The 14652-nt window shown below is 66.2% G+C and carries 21 protein-coding genes; 2 read left to right on the plus strand and 19 right to left on the minus strand.

The genetic code is table 11. The features are described from left to right. The first annotated feature begins 178 nt into the window (after positions 1-178). Both ACH0CP_RS13135 and ACH0CP_RS13140 read left to right on the plus strand, forming a co-directional pair. Positions 179-598, plus strand: coding sequence for a DUF2513 domain-containing protein (locus tag ACH0CP_RS13135; protein WP_406889415.1), 420 nt, complete (start codon positions 179-181; stop codon positions 596-598). Beyond that, on the plus strand, positions 598-2061 hold the full coding sequence (locus ACH0CP_RS13140) for a restriction endonuclease (RefSeq protein WP_406889417.1): 1464 nt from the start codon (positions 598-600) through the stop codon (positions 2059-2061). The genes ACH0CP_RS13135 and ACH0CP_RS13140 overlap by 1 nt, the downstream gene beginning before the upstream one ends. Positions 2062-2181: 120 nt before the next feature. Here ACH0CP_RS13140 and ACH0CP_RS13145 read toward each other — a convergent pair whose 3' ends face one another. From ACH0CP_RS13145 to ACH0CP_RS13235, 19 genes are all read right to left on the minus strand, one after another. Further along, the gene (locus tag ACH0CP_RS13145) at positions 2182-2502 is read right to left on the minus strand and encodes a single-stranded DNA-binding protein (protein ID WP_406889419.1); all 321 of its coding nucleotides are present in this window, start codon (positions 2500-2502) and stop codon (positions 2182-2184) included. Positions 2503-3059: 557 nt separating this feature from the next. Continuing rightward, a complete protein-coding gene (locus ACH0CP_RS13150) occupies positions 3060-3458 on the minus strand; it encodes a type II toxin-antitoxin system VapC family toxin (protein ID WP_406889606.1) in 399 nt (132 codons plus the stop codon). A gap of 11 nt (positions 3459-3469) precedes the next feature. Then, complete coding sequence (locus ACH0CP_RS13155) at positions 3470-3736, minus strand: antitoxin (protein WP_406889421.1); 267 nt, start codon at positions 3734-3736, stop codon at positions 3470-3472. A gap of 186 nt (positions 3737-3922) precedes the next feature. Next, complete coding sequence (locus ACH0CP_RS13160; protein WP_406889423.1) at positions 3923-4423, minus strand: DUF736 domain-containing protein; 501 nt, start codon at positions 4421-4423, stop codon at positions 3923-3925. Between the two features lie 171 nt (positions 4424-4594). Next, positions 4595-5131, minus strand: a complete 537-nt coding sequence (locus ACH0CP_RS13165; protein WP_406889608.1) for a MucR family transcriptional regulator — start codon at positions 5129-5131, stop codon at positions 4595-4597. Further along, a complete protein-coding gene (locus ACH0CP_RS13170; protein WP_406889425.1) occupies positions 5031-5534 on the minus strand; it encodes a hypothetical protein in 504 nt (167 codons plus the stop codon). The genes ACH0CP_RS13165 and ACH0CP_RS13170 overlap by 101 nt, the downstream gene beginning before the upstream one ends. Then, the gene (locus ACH0CP_RS13175) at positions 5524-6018 is read right to left on the minus strand and encodes a hypothetical protein (protein ID WP_406889427.1); all 495 of its coding nucleotides are present in this window, start codon (positions 6016-6018) and stop codon (positions 5524-5526) included. The genes ACH0CP_RS13170 and ACH0CP_RS13175 overlap by 11 nt, the downstream gene beginning before the upstream one ends. Positions 6019-6111: 93 nt before the next feature. Next, positions 6112-6498, minus strand: coding sequence for a hypothetical protein (locus ACH0CP_RS13180; protein ID WP_406889430.1), 387 nt, complete (start codon positions 6496-6498; stop codon positions 6112-6114). A gap of 173 nt (positions 6499-6671) precedes the next feature. Continuing rightward, the gene (locus ACH0CP_RS13185) at positions 6672-7022 is read right to left on the minus strand and encodes a DUF3768 domain-containing protein (RefSeq protein ID WP_406889432.1); all 351 of its coding nucleotides are present in this window, start codon (positions 7020-7022) and stop codon (positions 6672-6674) included. Next, entirely contained in the window at positions 7019-7984 is a 966-nt protein-coding gene (locus tag ACH0CP_RS13190) for a hypothetical protein (RefSeq protein WP_406889433.1), read from the minus strand. The genes ACH0CP_RS13185 and ACH0CP_RS13190 overlap by 4 nt, the downstream gene beginning before the upstream one ends. Positions 7985-8053: 69 nt before the next feature. After that, on the minus strand, positions 8054-8425 hold the full coding sequence (locus tag ACH0CP_RS13195) for a hypothetical protein (RefSeq protein WP_406889436.1): 372 nt from the start codon (positions 8423-8425) through the stop codon (positions 8054-8056). Beyond that, positions 8418-9242: a hypothetical protein gene (locus ACH0CP_RS13200; protein WP_406889438.1), complete on the minus strand. Its 825-nt coding sequence runs from the start codon at positions 9240-9242 to the stop codon at positions 8418-8420. The genes ACH0CP_RS13195 and ACH0CP_RS13200 overlap by 8 nt, the downstream gene beginning before the upstream one ends. A gap of 18 nt (positions 9243-9260) precedes the next feature. Continuing rightward, on the minus strand, positions 9261-9584 hold the full coding sequence (locus tag ACH0CP_RS13205) for a transposase (protein WP_406889440.1): 324 nt from the start codon (positions 9582-9584) through the stop codon (positions 9261-9263). Further along, positions 9581-10732: a phosphoadenosine phosphosulfate reductase family protein gene (locus tag ACH0CP_RS13210; RefSeq protein WP_406889442.1), complete on the minus strand. Its 1152-nt coding sequence runs from the start codon at positions 10730-10732 to the stop codon at positions 9581-9583. The genes ACH0CP_RS13205 and ACH0CP_RS13210 overlap by 4 nt, the downstream gene beginning before the upstream one ends. A 38-nt stretch (positions 10733-10770) precedes the next feature. After that, complete coding sequence (locus tag ACH0CP_RS13215; protein ID WP_406889443.1) at positions 10771-11415, minus strand: hypothetical protein; 645 nt, start codon at positions 11413-11415, stop codon at positions 10771-10773. Positions 11416-11510: 95 nt separating this feature from the next. Beyond that, on the minus strand, positions 11511-12269 hold the full coding sequence (locus ACH0CP_RS13220; protein WP_406889444.1) for a PRTRC system ThiF family protein: 759 nt from the start codon (positions 12267-12269) through the stop codon (positions 11511-11513). After that, positions 12259-12918 carry a PRTRC system protein A gene (locus tag ACH0CP_RS13225; protein WP_406889446.1) on the minus strand — a complete coding sequence of 220 codons (660 nt, stop codon included), beginning with the start codon at positions 12916-12918 and terminating at the stop codon, positions 12259-12261. The genes ACH0CP_RS13220 and ACH0CP_RS13225 overlap by 11 nt, the downstream gene beginning before the upstream one ends. Then, positions 12915-13703 (minus strand): PRTRC system protein B, encoded by a 789-nt coding sequence (locus ACH0CP_RS13230; RefSeq protein ID WP_406889448.1) that lies wholly within the window; start codon positions 13701-13703, stop codon positions 12915-12917. The genes ACH0CP_RS13225 and ACH0CP_RS13230 overlap by 4 nt, the downstream gene beginning before the upstream one ends. 49 nt (positions 13704-13752) lie before the next feature. Continuing rightward, entirely contained in the window at positions 13753-14595 is an 843-nt protein-coding gene (locus ACH0CP_RS13235) for a hypothetical protein (protein WP_406889610.1), read from the minus strand. Positions 14596-14652: the final 57 nt, after the last annotated feature.

A 14652-nucleotide genomic window follows, 5' to 3' on the forward strand; every position in this document is an offset into this window, starting at 1 on the left:
ACCCGAGGGGCGGAGACCCGGGCAGCGGGGCTCCGGGAGCCGCAGGCGAGTAGAGCGCCGGTCCCGGCTCCGCCGGGATGCGCAGAAACTGCTGTGGGATGCCTTTGAGCGGTGGCGAAGGTCAATCGTGCCGGCAGCCGGGCATTGAGAGGCCACCGGCATCCGCTAAGAGTCCAGGATGACCACTTCCTACAAGCGCGACATGAACGTGATCCGTGACCTTCTTCTTGAGATCGAGGGCGGGCGGAAGGTGTTTCACCTGCTCGATCAGGAGATGGCTGACGCTCTGGGGTTACCCCTGGCCGACGCTTCACTCTCTGCCGAGGATGTGGCGAAGCTGGAATATCACCTGACCTTGCTTTCGGAAGCGAAGTTCATCTCCCTCACTCGGCGGTCAGGCGGTTATTGGGTGATCGAAGGCATCACCTGGGAGGGGCATGATTTTCTGGATTCGGTACGCGATCCGCGGATCTGGAAGCTCACCAAGGCGGGCGCTGAACAGGCCGGCGGCTTCAGCGTGGAAATGCTCAAGGCTTTGGCGAAGGGCATTCTGAAGACCCAGGTCGAGAAGCACAGCGGCATCGCGGTCGAGTTCTGATGGCCAGTTTCCTATCGCGCGAGGCGGTCGAGCGGGAAATCGAGCAAGCGGCTCACTGCGCGGCGCCGACGACAGGGTCGGCGCGGCAACCTTATGAACGTTTGGGGTCCGATGATTTCGAGCGTCTGCTCTATGCGCTGTTCGAGCGCCAGCGGCCCAACGACGACTTCGACCGGGTCACGCTGATGATCACGGGCGCGGACCGCGGCAGGGACGTCTGGCTCACCAGGGCCGAGAAGCCTGCCGGCCTGGTGCAATGCAAACGAACCGATGGCATGACCGCTCCTGCCGCTGTCCGGGAGGTGATCAAGTATCTCCTGTTCGCAGAGCTCGATCCGAAGATCGCCCCAAGGAAGGACTTTCGCTACACGCTGGCGGTCTCGGGCGATCCCACCGGCAATGCGGTGGAGTTCTTCGACGCTCCGAAGATGTGGTTCGCCGACAACAAGACGGCGATCGGCGGTCACCTGAACGCTGTCATCAAGGCGCATCGGAGCTTTGCCAAGCTCGATGCCACAGCGCTCCTTCCGACGGTCACGGCGGCGCTGGAAGCGCTCGAATACAAGCTTCTCCGGCCTGTCGATCTGGATGCGATGCTCCACGATGCGCCGGGGGTTGTGAGCAGGTTCTTCCGAGTCGAGCGGGTCATCGACTTGGATGGCGCCGCCAAGCTGTTCGAGCATCATCTCGGAGCCGGCGGAGGACCTGCGGATCGCGCACGATCGGCCAGCCCATCGAAGCCGACTGCCGGCACGGCGCCTGTATCTCGCCTGCAGTTCTGCGAGGAAAAGGGCTTCGCCGACCAGAGCGACGAGGAGCTCGGGCTGTTTTGCGCGGAGTTCGTGGCGGCGCATCGGCGCGATCCCGGCGCCACGATCGTGATCGAGATGGTGGACGATTACGGCTTGGTCGGAGAACTGGGGGCACTGAGGCAGGCGGCGTCGCTGGACGCCGAGCAGCGCAGGCACAAGCTCGCGCTGGAATCGATCGACCTGCGTTACCGGCAGACCGAACGCGCGCTGGCCGAGCAGCTGACCTTCATGCTCAGCAGCGAGGAGATCGGCACGATCTGGTTTGGCGGGCAGGATTTCGAGGTCCAGGGCCAGGCCGTCCGATCCTTGGGTCAGTCGTTCCAGCTGTGGGATGCGAGACCCAGACGGACCTGGGCTTTGAACGCGTTCCCCAATCCAAGGCAGATGGAGCCGGCGATCAAGGTCATGCTCGATGAGGATGAGCGTGCGGCGTTTTACGCCGCCAACGAGATCACGCATCCGCGAGCGCAGCTATCTGCGCATGGCGGGCTCTCGGTGTACGACCTCGCTTACCGCCTGCGGGTATCGCGGTACGTGCCGGCCCTTGTCCACCGCATCCATGGGATCGCGCGGAAGCGCGGGATCAGCATGAGCGAGGTGCTTGCGGCGTGCGAAGAGCCCGTGCACGCCTGGACCATCGCCGGCGATTGATCTTGCGCGATAGCGCCGTTGCCAGGAGAATCCGCCCGGCATGGCGAGCGGGTCGGCGGACGGAGCGGCGTGCGGCGCGAGAAATCAGCGGGCGGCGCCGAAGCGCCGCCCGGCCTGCGGTCAGAAGAAGTCGATCTTGTCGGCGATGATCTCGCAGCCGTAGCGCGTCACGCCGTCGCGGTCCTCCCAGCTCGAATAATGCAGGCGGCCGGTGATCGCGACGACGTTGCCCTTCTCCCGGCTCGCGGCGGCTTTGCCGAGACCGTTGAAGCAGGTGACCTTGTCAAACTCGGTCTCCTTGGCGGTGTAGCCGGTGGCCTCGTCGACATAGGTCTTGCCGTCCCTGAGCTTCACGCGATCGGTGGCGACGATGAGGGTGGTGACACTGCCGCGGGTGTCGGGATCCTTGGCGACCCGGCCGGTGATATTGACGTTGTTCATGGGACTGCTCCTCTGATGCTGCCAGCGGGCTTTTCCGCCGGTGACACCGAAGAGCGGCGTGCGCGCGCGACCCACACCGGAGCGCGCAGCGCGAGGGGGAACCCCTGGAGCGAGCTGGCGCGGGCAGCCGCGTGAGCGGCAACACGGGTGAGCGTACGGGGTTGTGGGGCGCGATCGTCTCGCCGCAGGTGTCAGGAAGCGGCGACGAAAAGCCGAGGGCTTAGTGCATGGAGCAAGCCGAGATCGGCGAAAATCGGCCGCAGTCAGATAGGAGCGACCCTGTCGCCTGTCGCTGGATCGAGCGCCAGCCGGAATGAAAAGGGAAGGATCGTCCTATAGCGGCTGCCGTCACTGACATCGGGGGGCGGCTGCATGCCGATTGTCGCGGCGCGGCCAGGTTCAGGAAATAGGCGCGGGCATTCTCTCAGGCCGCGACATCGTCGTCGAACGTGGCGGCGTCGGCGGGCGCAGATGAGGTACGAACCAGTGCCGCGAGATCGTCGGGCACTTCGTCGAGGGTATAGACTTGGCGTCGCCTCGCAATGATCTGCGGAAGTTCAATGGAGATCGCTGATCCAGTTTTCGACCTTGAGCGCCCGGATGCGTGAGAATTCACCGGTGTTCGCGGTGACCAATGTCGCGTCAAGCGCGTAAGCATGGGCCGCGATGAAAAGGTCGTTGGGGCCGATTGGCTTGCCGGCGCTTTCGAGTTCGGCTCGAATGCCGCCATATTCCGTATCCGCAGGCACATCGAGGGCCAGGACGGTTATGCTGTCGAGGATTGCTTCGATCTGCGCCAGGAGCCTCGGCGATCCCTTCTTGGCGCAGCCGTAGCGCAGTTCCGCTGCGGTAATGATGCTTACGCAGATTGCATCGGCACCGACCTCCCCGATGCGCGTCGCGACAGCGCCTTGCGGATTCCGCGCCAGTTCCGACACGATATTGGTGTCCAGCATGTAGAGCTGAGTCACAGATCCACGGCCCTGGCGGGCAGCAATGTGCTGTCGACATCGGGGAACTCATCATCAGGGCCAAGAGGCTTGAGCCCTGCGAGAACCTCGACGATGTTCTTCCGTCGGATCGGTTCGATGACCAGCCGATCGCCTTCGCGGTGGATCATGACGCGATCGCCGGGCAGCTCGAAGTCGGCGGGTATCCGCACAGCCTGGCTTTTGTTGTTCCGGAACAGCTTCGCCTCTCGGCTGATCGCTCCCTCGGCGTGCTTGGGGATCATATCCGCCTCCTTTGCATATACACCAGCATATACATGATCCGCTTTTCTTCAAGGCGGCACGGCGTCCCGAGTTCCTCCTGCTTCGGTATGGCGAACGAAAATAGGACCCGCTGCGCGGCATCGGCAGCGGGTCCCGTGGGGGTGTCCGCGCGCGAGCGTGAGACGCGCGGACCGAAAAGAGGGAGGTCAGTCGACCGCCTCGGGCTGACGGCGGCGGCGACCGCCGGACGCGGGCTCGCCGCCAAACGCGCCTTCGGCCGATGACTCGCCCAGTCCATCGGGTTCGGCCGGTGCCACCGGTGCATCAGCACCCGGCAGCGGCGGCAGGCCGTCGTCGGCCGCGACCGTGTCCGTCGGCGCCTCGCGACGGCGCGTGGGCCGCGACCAGACGATGTTGTAGGAGCCGTCCTCCTGCCGGAAGGCCGAGATGTAGAGCGGCTTGTCCAGGCTCGGGTCCTCGATCTTGCCGTTGAGGAAGGTTTCGCCGGTCGAGTTGGACGCGAGTTCGAAGAGCGCCCCGACCTGCACCCACTGGCGGGCGGCGGACAGCGCGAGGATCTCGAACTTGGGCGCGCGCGGGTTGGTTGACTGGACCGTCCGAAGCGCGATCACGATGGCAACGGTGAGCGTCGAGATCTTGCCAGTGTAGGTGCCGCTGGCGTTCTGGGTGATGGTGCCGATGTTCATGGGAAGTCTCCTGAGATTGTGCGCTCGAACCCCTTGTCCGAACACACTCTCTCACCCACTCAGCTCCTCGGCCGTTCGGCCGAGTAAGGCGCATCAGCGCCGCTCCGACGAGCGCCTCTTCGGCGCTGTCGGGAACGTCGCGTCCTTCCCAGGCGCCAGCCGCTTCAGGCGTCAGGCTTCGCCTTCCGGAGCTTCCGCGGACTTTGCCTTGCGCCGCCGGGGTGCCTTTTCGCTGGGCGGGGGGGCAGGGTTGTCGTCGGCCTTGGCACGTCGGGCGCGGGGCTTCGGCTGCGATGCCGGCGCGGCATCGCTGGGCGTCGGCGCAGCTTCGGCCGGCGCTTCCTTGGCCTTGGGCTTGCGCCCCAGGCCTAGACGCTGCGCGACCTCGCGGCGCTGCGCCGAATAGCCCGGCGCAACCATCGGATAATCGGCCTTGAGATTGTAGCGCGCGCGATATTCTGCCGGGGTCAGGCCATGACTGCCCAGATGCCGCTTCAGGGACTTGTAGGGCTTGCCGTCGATCATCGAGAGGATGTGGTCTGGCGAGGCGAGGCTCTTGCGCACGGAGACAGCGGGCGTGAATTCGGGCTCAGCCGGCGGCGTCTCTTCAGCCGGCGCTTCTGGTTCTTTCGCGATGCCGCTGATCGCCGCATGGGTCTTGGCGATGAAATCTGGCACGTCTTCCGGCCGAAGATTGTTGTGCGCCACATAGCTCGCGACGACTTCGATCGTCATCGCGACGAGGTTGTTCTCTTCCGGCAACCAAACCTCCCACGAAAGGATACGTCATGGCGCTGCTCGCCTGACGACTTTCCGTTATGGCGCACGATGGGTGCCGTGCAAGCGGCGTGCCGAAATCGACGTCGAAATCGAGGATCGGATGATTCTCGTCCGGGAACAGGTCGAGCAAGCCGTCAAACGGACTGTCCAACGTTCGCGGAAAGCGCTCGACGAAATCGTCGCCGAGGGCGCGATAATGGGCCTCGAGCGCGTCGATGCTGGTCTCGGCATCGCCGATCAGCTTAATCGCGCCGACCACGCGGCGCAGGAGGTCGGCCTCGGCGAGGCTGACGGAGATGCCGAACGCGGCCTTGATGTAGCTATTGGACATGGTGGCCTCCATCGGTTGCCAGCGTGATGCCGGCCTCCCCTGGGTCGCGGACAATGAGCGGCGGCACCGCGAAGTCGGCGGCATCGAAATGGGCGACGACCGCCTCTATCGAACCGAGCGCTTCGAGGGTGCTCCGGCTGATGACCACCTCGTCATCTTCGGTGACCGCGTAGGACTTGGAGCCGCCGTCGCCCGTCGCAACCACGCGCTCGGGGCCCCACTGACCGGAATAGCCACCGCACCAGCGCACAAACGGCAGTCGGTGCGAGCGACACCAGTTCTCGAGATCATCGAAGCTGCCGCCAGCCACTTCGTGGGCGAAGAGGCGAAGCGGTTCGCCGGCGACATGGTGGTGGGGTCCGAAGGGCTCACCGTCCCATTCGACCGCGAGTCCCTCGCTCGCGATCACGGCGGTGAGTTCCTCGAATTCGTCGGCATCGACGGTGCCCCCGACGCTGATCGACGCAGATACGCGGTCGGCCATGTTGATCTCCTCTGGTTGGCCGCGCGGCGGGCGCGCGGAACGGCCCGGCGGCGCGTGCACGCGCACGCCGCCAGGGATGAAGAAGTGCAATTGCTAGTGGGTAGAGCCGAACAGGCTTCGCTTGGCGGCGACCTGATGCTGGCCGTCTTCGATACCGATCGTTGCCTGCATGTCCGCCGTGAGCCGATCGGGAAGATCGGCGGGCACCACGGCATAGGGAGCGACAATCGCGATCACGGCCTCGGCTGTAAGCAGTTCGCCGGGTTCGGTACCAACCCAGATCCGGGCCTCGCCCTCCTCGGGTTCATCGTCAGTTGCGAAGAAGACCTGCGCAAAGAAGGTCTGCAGCGGACGGTCCCAGCCGACCACAGCGCGGACCATATCCTTGCGACCAGGCTTGGGCTGTAGGTCGTGGCGGCTCACGCGTTGATCCTCCGGATCCGGTCTTGGACGTGAGGCAGCGCCATCGGCGATGCTCATCACCCTGCCTGTCGCCGAACCTGAGTGACGGGGTCCGACCTGCCGGAGCAGACTACGGGCTTGGCGCAGCCGCTCAACCGCAATTGCGATGTGCTGCTGGTGCCGGGTCAGGGGCGGGACGATCCGACGCATGACGTCCATCCGACAGTGTTTGTGCGGGCGCGAGACGCACCCTAGTCGTCCTCCGGCAGCATGATCGTCATCACGCGGATCGTAATTTCCGGGTCGGCTGGATCCTGGGAACCGCATTCGAGTGCACGATCATAATAGTCGATCGCGAACCGGATGGGCCGGCCCTGAAACATGACCTCGCCGCGTCGGCGCTCCGCGCGCTCATCGGGAGCGAAATCGCACCGATGGATCGCCATCAGCAATTCCGCCTGCGCGTGGAGCATGGCATCGGGGCTGCTGCGCTCAGCAAGCGCGGCGACACACGCGGCGGTGATGACGACGCGCGCCCTCGGATCGAGACCTTGCCGGACGCGATCGTTGAGAGCGGCAATACGTGAAAGCTGGTCGGTCATGCTGCCTCCATCTGGCCGGCGTTGAAGGTCTCGATCCATGCTTCCATCGTCGGCCGTTCGGAGAGCGGCACGATGCTGGCAGCATCCTGGAAGCGGATCAGGTCGGTGGGCGCGTCGCGGCGGATCGCCGTGATCTCGGCCTCGGGGAGCAGCCGTTCCGCCCGGATGAAGTCGGTGATCTTGCCGGGCTTGGTCTTGGTCGAGCGACGCCAGAGACCCTCGACCGTCCGAAGTCGGGGCTCGGCCCGCGCTTCGATCAGGACAATCAGCCGCAGGCACCAGGATGGCAGCGCGCGAACCTCGTCCGGCCTGATCGCGCCGCAGAAGAAGCAGCTCGATTTCGGCGGCACCGGAAGGCCGGCGGCGACGATGCGCGCTACGCAGCGATCACGGGTCCACCCCCATTCGCGGAGCGGATAGCGGCACTCGAACAGCGGATCGTCGATCGTGGAGGCGTGCGCGTAGCGGCGGCTGTCGGCCGGCGATGCGTCATAGCCGATCAGCCGGACGACCTTCTGACCTCGCGTCCAGGCGGCTTGGGCAGGCCCCCACTCGCGAAGGAACGCGTCCTGGGGAGCAACCTTCCATTTGAGCGAGCAGCTATGCCGGCCCAGGCTGATGCTGGGGAGCGTCCCGTTGGTGAGCACATTTGTCAGGATCGAGTAATAAGGCGGCCAATGCTTGAAGCGCTGCGGGACGTAACGGACGACCTCATAGGGGATGCCACGCGCCGCCATCCAGGCCGCTATCATCTCCTGATAGGCATAGGTCTCCGGCTTCTCGGCCCCGGGATCGGCGGACAGGACAAGGTCTGGAGCTTCGCCGCGGGCTTCCAGCTCGACGAGCAGCGCAGTGGAATCGACACCGATGCCGTAGGCGAGGACAACGGGCGGCGGTGCGGAGACCAGGATGGAGTCGGGTGACCGGGCGTTCCCGGCCTCGGTGCGTGGACGTGCGGACATGGATGGCGGCCTCGGGTCTCGAAGGCGTTCATCGCCTCCGACCCTGCACACCCCCTCCCCTCATCCTCGTTAGCTGGGCTCGCCCATCAGAATGACGGCGATCGACGGCTTGTCGTCGGCGCAGAGTTTGCGGCTGTCGAAGACCTGCCGGCCGCCGAGGCCGATCGTCAGCATGTCGAAGGTCGGCGATGTGCCGCCGTTGGCGTTCGCGATCCCGGTGCCGTTATCGTGATACTGGATGTCTACGAAGCTGGGCGGCGAGCCGCGCTTGTACTCGCCGAAGAAGAAGGTGACCCGGCGTCCGTCCGACGTCTTTGCGCTGATGGTGAAGTTCCCGTCCGGAACGTCGATCGGAAGCGTCGGCACGTCGTTGAACCGGGCAAAGCCGATGCTCTCGGCATCGGCCGCGGTCATGACGGGTAGGGTCGTGATGTCAGCCATGATGGGCCTCCGGGTCGGTGAAGAGAAGCGGCAGCGTCGGGTGCTGTGGCGGCAGCGCCTTCGGATAGGGCAGCCGCGGAAGTGCCCGGCCGCGGCGCCGGGCCTCGCGGGTGAGCTCGAAGCAATAGGCGTAGAGGCCGGCTTGCTGGTGTGCGAGAAGATGGCGCTCACGTTGAAGCCGCCAGAGCCAGCGGCGCGGCTCCTCGCCGATCGCCGGCCTTGGGACGCCCAGGGCGACGAGCTGGTCGATGGCGCCGGCATGGCCCTGCTCGCCGAGGCGGATCTTCGAGAGGGTGCGACCCGAGATCGTGACGTCGCCGACCCGCAGCACGGTTCGCGGCCTCGTGACCGTCCGGTGCGCCGCCGAAAGCGCGCAATAGACCCGGCCGATATGCCCGGCACCCGGGTCGCTATACGACACCACGGCCTCGATTGCCGGCCGTTCGCGCCGGAGGTGCCGGAAAGCCCGCGACACGAAGAAGCTCTCGCCGTTCTGTGGCACCGCATCGGTCAGAGTGAGCCGGGCGAGGACGCAGCCGCGCGCCGGATCAGCGAACCCGGTATGGCGGGAGATGACCGCGCCGGTGGTGGGGACCGCGAAGACCGCGACGCCCTCGAGCACGCCGCCGCGACCGAACAGGCCGACTGCGAGCTGCGCCGCCGGATAGCTTGGGAGATAGTGATGCCGGGCGATGAAGGCGCGCGCTACGGCATGATCGATAACTTCGACGCAATAGGCTGTCGGATCGATCAGTTCGAGGTCGCGCGCCCACAGCGCGCGCCGCTCGCGCCATCGCTGGCTGCGATTGGTCTGCATGGGATGAGGATCCGGAAGTCAGAGCAGCCGAGGCTGACGCGCGTGCGCGTCGAGCACTTCCCGGGCAAAGCGCTCCGCACCCGCCTGGTCGGCGGACGGGAACAGATCGTGGGTGCACAGCAGCTGGAAACTGTGATCGAGCTCCATCGCGCAGAGCCATCGATCGCTGCCATCAACATCCACCATCGCGAGGGCGAGGCACCTGGAGCCCGCATAGGGGTCGGGGTCGAGAGGGTCGCCCGCGAAACCGGCGAGCGACCAGAAGCGCCAGCCCAACGGAGGCCGATCCGCTATGTCGGCAACGAAGGCACATCGGCCGACCCGGACATCGATCGCCGTCATCGCGCGGCCTTCCGCGCGGCGATCGCGAGAAGCTCGGCAAACCGTTCGATGACGGAGGACGCCGTGGGAAAGCGTTCGGCAAGAGAATGACGGGCGAGGATCACACGCCGGGCCGCAGCGATGTCCTCGGCCTCGGACTGACTGGGCAGCCGAAGCGGCCAGCCTTTGACGTATCGAAGCCCTGGCGGCATCGACGCCTCCAGGCGGCGTCGCTCATCCCGGTCGGCCTTGGCCCGCGCGACATCCGACCTAAGCCCAGCGCTCAGCAGCCGGGGCGAGACATCGGCGAGCCACCGGGTCGGCTGGAAGGGAAAGGTCGAGCGGGCTTCGATCCCGACCAGCTCGCGATAGACCTCGGCGTTCGCCGGCGCGGAGGCGGATGCCTCGAGGTCCTGCAGCGAGGCGAAGATGCAATAGCGGCAGGAAAGGCGGCTTGAGCCCCAGGTCGTGTAAGCTTCATGCAGCAGGATGCCGAGCAGGCGGTGGGCACGGAAGACATCGTCGCTGGTCCAGTCGGCGAGCGGATTCCAGATCATCATCCGGGTCCCGTGCCGGTTCCCGGCCTTGGCATAACGCTCGTCGACCCTGGCGATCGGGATCGAAGCGCGGTTGTGGCTTTCGTCGCGGCGCAGCCCGAGGATCGATATGACCTGGGCGCCCTGGTGCATCCGGGCGACGGCCGGGCCGATCACGGCCGCCTTCATTTCCGATTGGCAGAAGCGAAGCGACGCCGACGACCATGGCCCGATCAGATTATAGGTCTCGAGCGCCTCGTAGCGCCGCTTGCCGCTTTCGAATCGCTGGACCCAGCGATCGACCAGATCGCCGGCGGGCCTCCGGACGACAGTGAGCGGAATGCCCGCCTCCGCGGCAACGCGCTCGACCGTCTCGGGCGTCGATGCCCATTCGGCGCGGCCGAGATCGGCATGGATCGCCATGCGCCGCGCGCGTGGATGCCCGAGCAGATCGAGGAAGAGATTGACCGCGGCCATCGCCGCGCTCGAGTCCTTGCCCCCCGACAGATTGAAGACGATCCACGCGCCGTCGCGAATGGCGCGGATGATCTCTGGCGTAAGGGCGAGGCCAGGAAGCTCCGGGACAATGGTGGGCGATGTCGCCGAAGCGGCGAGCCGAGCGTGATGGGTCATGAGCTGCTCCAGCGGCGACGAGCCGCAGGTGAGATCGGTCAGGCGAACAGCCGCTCCGGCTGCGCGATCGGGGGCGAGAGCTGGAGGTCGCGCCGGAGCTGCTGTGCGAAGCGGTCGGGCGCGAGCAGCGCCGTGACCGGCGCGAAGTGGTTGCGCTGGCCGCAGTAATCGGCGCGGCCGTTGACGCGCCGGTAGAGCACTTCGCGATCCCGGCCCAGCCCGCCCAGCGAGAGCTGGACATAGACCTCGTCGCCATGAAGCGTGATTTCGCCTGAGACGGCGGGACCGCCTTTGTTGGAGCGCACCGAGTAGCTTTCGGCCTCGAGTCCCATCGCGTCGGCGAGCCGGCGCATCGCTGTTCGGCCTTCGGCGTGGAAGGCGCGCTTTGCGGCCTCGTCATAGGCAACGCCGCGGTAGGCGAGCGTGCGAAGCACGGGGTGCCGGCGGATCTCGGCGATCTGGTCCATGCAGGCGCGGCGCAGCACGATGCTGTCAGGGCAACGCTCGGTCACCGACGCGAGATGCCTGACGAGCAGGATGACGGCGGCGTCGGTTTCGACATCCTTGCCGGCGTTGCGGCAGTCGGTGATCGCGGCGCCGATCGCGTGCAATGCTGCGGCGATGGTGGTCAGCGCGCTGGGATCGAGCGCCTGCTGGTGGCGCATCGCGACATCGTAGTTCATCGGCGGGGTACTCCGGTCTCAAGCGCAAATCCGCTCGACCAGCCCCTCCCCTCTCTCCTCTATCGGCAGCGTGGGCGCCCTCGGCCCCGAGGTGATCAGGCGGCCACCGGCAGAGGGATCGGGGCGCAGTGCCCGCTCCCGAGATTAATGAAGGCCCCCGCGTGGCCGATCGACCCGCGGCCGAGCAGGTCGAAGAGCAGAGCGAGGGCGTGGCTCGCCACGATGCGGTTTACGAAGAGGGACTGGCGCTCCAGGGCCTCGGCGACCGAGCAGGATGGCGCATCGTCATCGGGCAGATTCTCGTCCGCGAGTTCCGGGAAATATTCGAGCACGGTCGGAAGGCGGTGCTTGCTCCGGCGATTGGGCGAGTCCGGACAGCCGATGATAAATTGACCGTCCGCGGCACGGTTGCCGAGATCCATCCAGTAGGTGGGCGCCTTGGATCCCTTGCCGAGTTCAGCGCCAAGTTCCCGGCGAGCGGAGGCCGTATCGACGCAGGTGATGAGGATGTCGGCACCCGTAACGTCGATCGCCCCCGGCGCACGGCCATGAACAGCCCGCCAGGCGAGGCCATGGGCAATATTGATCCGCTCCGTCAGCGTGTGCGCTTTGGAGTTCCCGATATCGCAACGGTAGAAGGGCTGCCGAGCAAGGTTGGCCTCGGCGACGACATCATCGTCGATGACGGTCACGTGGAGCGACCGTGAGGAAATGGCGCGCAGCGCCGTGTCGAGCGACGCGAGGCCCATCAGCATCTGGGCGCCGCTGCCGCCGCACCCGACCAGCGCGACGCTCAGCGCGCGATGTTCGAGGCCTGGCGCAAGGAAGTGGCGATGGGGCGTGTCAGGGGTCATTGCCATCTCCTTCGAAGGGGCTGCGCGGCAGCGGCAGGAACATTCCGCCGGCGCAGAGCCGCGAGGCAAGGTCGGGACCCTCGGAGTGTCCGAGGCGGCCGACGACGAGCGCGATCTTGGTCGCGTGGCCATCGTCGGTATCGTCCGTTGCGCTGAAGAAGGCCCGCCCGTAGCCGTGGCTGTGGATGTCGCAGATGACGTGTCGGTTCGGCGGAAGGACCGGCGTGCGATAGATGAGACGGGACGGGGTCGCCTCGTCGATGTGCGGGAAGTCCAGAGAGAACTGGCGGTCCTCCTCATCCCAAACGACGAAGCCGGCCGCTTCGTTGGGCAGAGCAGCGCGGAAATGGTCGATGGCCTGGTTCAGGAGTTCCCGCGGTATGAGTCCGCAACGAAGGTCGGCTCTCGGTGCGCCGACGCTGCCGTAAGGGAGGTAGGCAGCGATCGGAGGGGTGACGGGTGCGTCGAGCTCGAGCCAGGGGCGCCGCACGATGAGGAACACGCCGTCCCGCCCGATCGCGAGGCAATGGCCGGCGCGCGACGCGCGTACGGCCTCGAGGCCAGGCGAGCTGCCGCTCGGCGGCGCCGGGAAGCATGGTACCGCCGCCAGCAGCGCGGCGGCGGTCGGATCATCGGCGAGGATGTTCATCGTGTCGTGCTCTCGATGAGTCGCCCGAGCGTCAGCGGAGCGACCGCTTTTCGGGAGGATGGTGCCACTGGCGGACGCCGCTTCGCGCCAAACGCCTTGAGGCGCCTCACTGGAAAGCGAGTGGCGCGGCGCGCGGCGAGGTCGTCCCAGAGGGCGACGAGGCCACCCTTGCCCGAGACGGTCTGGTCCTGGCCGTGATTGGGGTGGGTCGACCAAGACTCGAACAATGCCCGCTCGAACTGCGGGATCGCGGAGACAGCCAGGCTTCCGGGCCTCGGGATAGTGCCCCAGCAGAGCGTACCGTCGGCATAGACATTCAGGATGGGCGAGTGGAACAGGGCTGTGTCGGCTGTCGGACGCTCGTCGTCGCGAAGCGCGAAAACGCGGAGAGCCCGCCTGGTGGCGACGAGCAAGTGGGCCGGATAAGGGACCGGCACAACCGTTCGCACGAAAAGAGCCTTCAGATGTGCGGGTCGTGTGCTCAGATCGAAATAGGCCGGGCGAACCTGAGCGGGAACCCACCAGGCCAGGAGGTCCTGATGCGCGACGAGCACGTTGGGCGGAAGAAGCTCGGGCGGCGCCGCGCGATCCAGGGCTTCGGACCATTGGCGCAGGTGCGCCCGCGTCAGCGGTGTGCCGGCCGCGATCCTCGGCCCGGCCTCATCATCATGTTCGACCTGATGAAGGCTCGCGAACGCCCGCCCGTCCTGTCGGGTAGCGCCATAGGCGGTGCCGCCTCTCTGAGCCTCGGTTCGATAGAGCAGAATAGCATTGGTCAGCACCATCCCGCCGACGGTGGCTTCGAATTGGGTGGAATGCTTTGACATGGCTGCCTCACATGCTGTCGGGATCGAGCAGGATGAGATTCTGGGCGGCGAGCAGGAAGCGGACGCCCGCCTCGAACGAGGCGAACCAGTCGGTGACACGATTGGAATTCGGCAGCGGGCAGAGCCCGGCGATGTCCATGAAGCCGTATTCCATGCCGTGACGCGCGACGTCGTCGACCTCGCGCGCGAACTCCTCGACGGGCACGAGCGTCAGCGGCGGCAATGTCGAGCAGTCTTCCAGGTCCGGCAGATATTCGTGGATGGTCGGGCCATCGAAGTGCCAGGCGTTGTGCTTGTCCAGGGAACGGCGGAGCAGCTTGTGCGTGCTGCGCAGATCGCGGAGCGCCTTTTGCAGGCGGGGCGGTAGCGACCGGAGCGGCCCTGCGTTTTGCGCGACCATCCACTCGGGCCGGCGGCCGTTCATGTCCGACGGAAGGATGGTGTCTTCGAGATCCTCCGGGTCAGCGCCATGGTAGGCGACGAGCGAGTTCCGCGCGCCTTCATCGTCGGTCTCGCCATCCCAATAGTACATCGAGATCTCTTCGAAGAGATCCTCGTATGAGAAGACCGGAAGCGCGGCGCTCAAGGTCTGTGCGAGCGCGGCATAGGCGGCTGCACGCCATTCGATTGGAGCGTCGCTCGTCTCGATCCATCCGAGATCCAGCTGACCCATGCTATCGCAGACGATGGCGATCGCCGGCGCGTCCATGTCCTCGCTGTTGAGGACGACCACCCGCAACTCGGCGAGCTCAATCGGTCGTAGAACGTTCAGGACTGCCGCTTCGAAGGCGCGCTCGATGCGGCGTCTGGCCTCGGCGCGCGTGTACCGCCGAGCGGTCTGCTCGCGCATGGCCACCCACTGACCAATCAGCTTGTGGTGGCGCGCCAGCGGCTGATCGAAGCTGGT

The sequence above is a fragment of the Sphingomonas sp. 179-I 2A4 NHS genome (assembly GCF_045369135.1).
Taxonomy (GTDB): Bacteria; Pseudomonadota; Alphaproteobacteria; order Sphingomonadales; family Sphingomonadaceae; genus Sphingomonas.

Coding starts and splice junctions, on each gene's coding strand:
- ACH0CP_RS13135 (WP_406889415.1), top strand. CDS start 179: ATGACCACTTCCTACAAGCGCGACATGAACGTGATCCGTGACCTTCTT.
- ACH0CP_RS13140 (WP_406889417.1), top strand. CDS start 598: ATGGCCAGTTTCCTATCGCGCGAGGCGGTCGAGCGGGAAATCGAGCAA.
- ACH0CP_RS13145 (WP_406889419.1), bottom strand. CDS start 2,502: ATGAACAACGTCAATATCACCGGCCGGGTCGCCAAGGATCCCGACACC.
- ACH0CP_RS13150 (WP_406889606.1), bottom strand. CDS start 3,458: ATGCTGGACACCAATATCGTGTCGGAACTGGCGCGGAATCCGCAAGGC.
- ACH0CP_RS13155 (WP_406889421.1), bottom strand. CDS start 3,736: ATGATCCCCAAGCACGCCGAGGGAGCGATCAGCCGAGAGGCGAAGCTG.
- ACH0CP_RS13160 (WP_406889423.1), bottom strand. CDS start 4,423: ATGAACATCGGCACCATCACCCAGAACGCCAGCGGCACCTACACTGGC.
- ACH0CP_RS13170 (WP_406889425.1), bottom strand. CDS start 5,534: ATGTCCAATAGCTACATCAAGGCCGCGTTCGGCATCTCCGTCAGCCTC.
- ACH0CP_RS13175 (WP_406889427.1), bottom strand. CDS start 6,018: ATGGCCGACCGCGTATCTGCGTCGATCAGCGTCGGGGGCACCGTCGAT.
- ACH0CP_RS13180 (WP_406889430.1), bottom strand. CDS start 6,498: ATGAGCATCGCCGATGGCGCTGCCTCACGTCCAAGACCGGATCCGGAG.
- ACH0CP_RS13185 (WP_406889432.1), bottom strand. CDS start 7,022: ATGACCGACCAGCTTTCACGTATTGCCGCTCTCAACGATCGCGTCCGG.
- ACH0CP_RS13190 (WP_406889433.1), bottom strand. CDS start 7,984: ATGTCCGCACGTCCACGCACCGAGGCCGGGAACGCCCGGTCACCCGAC.
- ACH0CP_RS13195 (WP_406889436.1), bottom strand. CDS start 8,425: ATGGCTGACATCACGACCCTACCCGTCATGACCGCGGCCGATGCCGAG.
- ACH0CP_RS13200 (WP_406889438.1), bottom strand. CDS start 9,242: ATGCAGACCAATCGCAGCCAGCGATGGCGCGAGCGGCGCGCGCTGTGG.
- ACH0CP_RS13205 (WP_406889440.1), bottom strand. CDS start 9,584: ATGACGGCGATCGATGTCCGGGTCGGCCGATGTGCCTTCGTTGCCGAC.
- ACH0CP_RS13210 (WP_406889442.1), bottom strand. CDS start 10,732: ATGACCCATCACGCTCGGCTCGCCGCTTCGGCGACATCGCCCACCATT.
- ACH0CP_RS13215 (WP_406889443.1), bottom strand. CDS start 11,415: ATGAACTACGATGTCGCGATGCGCCACCAGCAGGCGCTCGATCCCAGC.
- ACH0CP_RS13220 (WP_406889444.1), bottom strand. CDS start 12,269: ATGACCCCTGACACGCCCCATCGCCACTTCCTTGCGCCAGGCCTCGAA.
- ACH0CP_RS13225 (WP_406889446.1), bottom strand. CDS start 12,918: ATGAACATCCTCGCCGATGATCCGACCGCCGCCGCGCTGCTGGCGGCG.
- ACH0CP_RS13230 (WP_406889448.1), bottom strand. CDS start 13,703: ATGGTGCTGACCAATGCTATTCTGCTCTATCGAACCGAGGCTCAGAGA.
- ACH0CP_RS13235 (WP_406889610.1), bottom strand. CDS start 14,595: ATGCGCGAGCAGACCGCTCGGCGGTACACGCGCGCCGAGGCCAGACGC.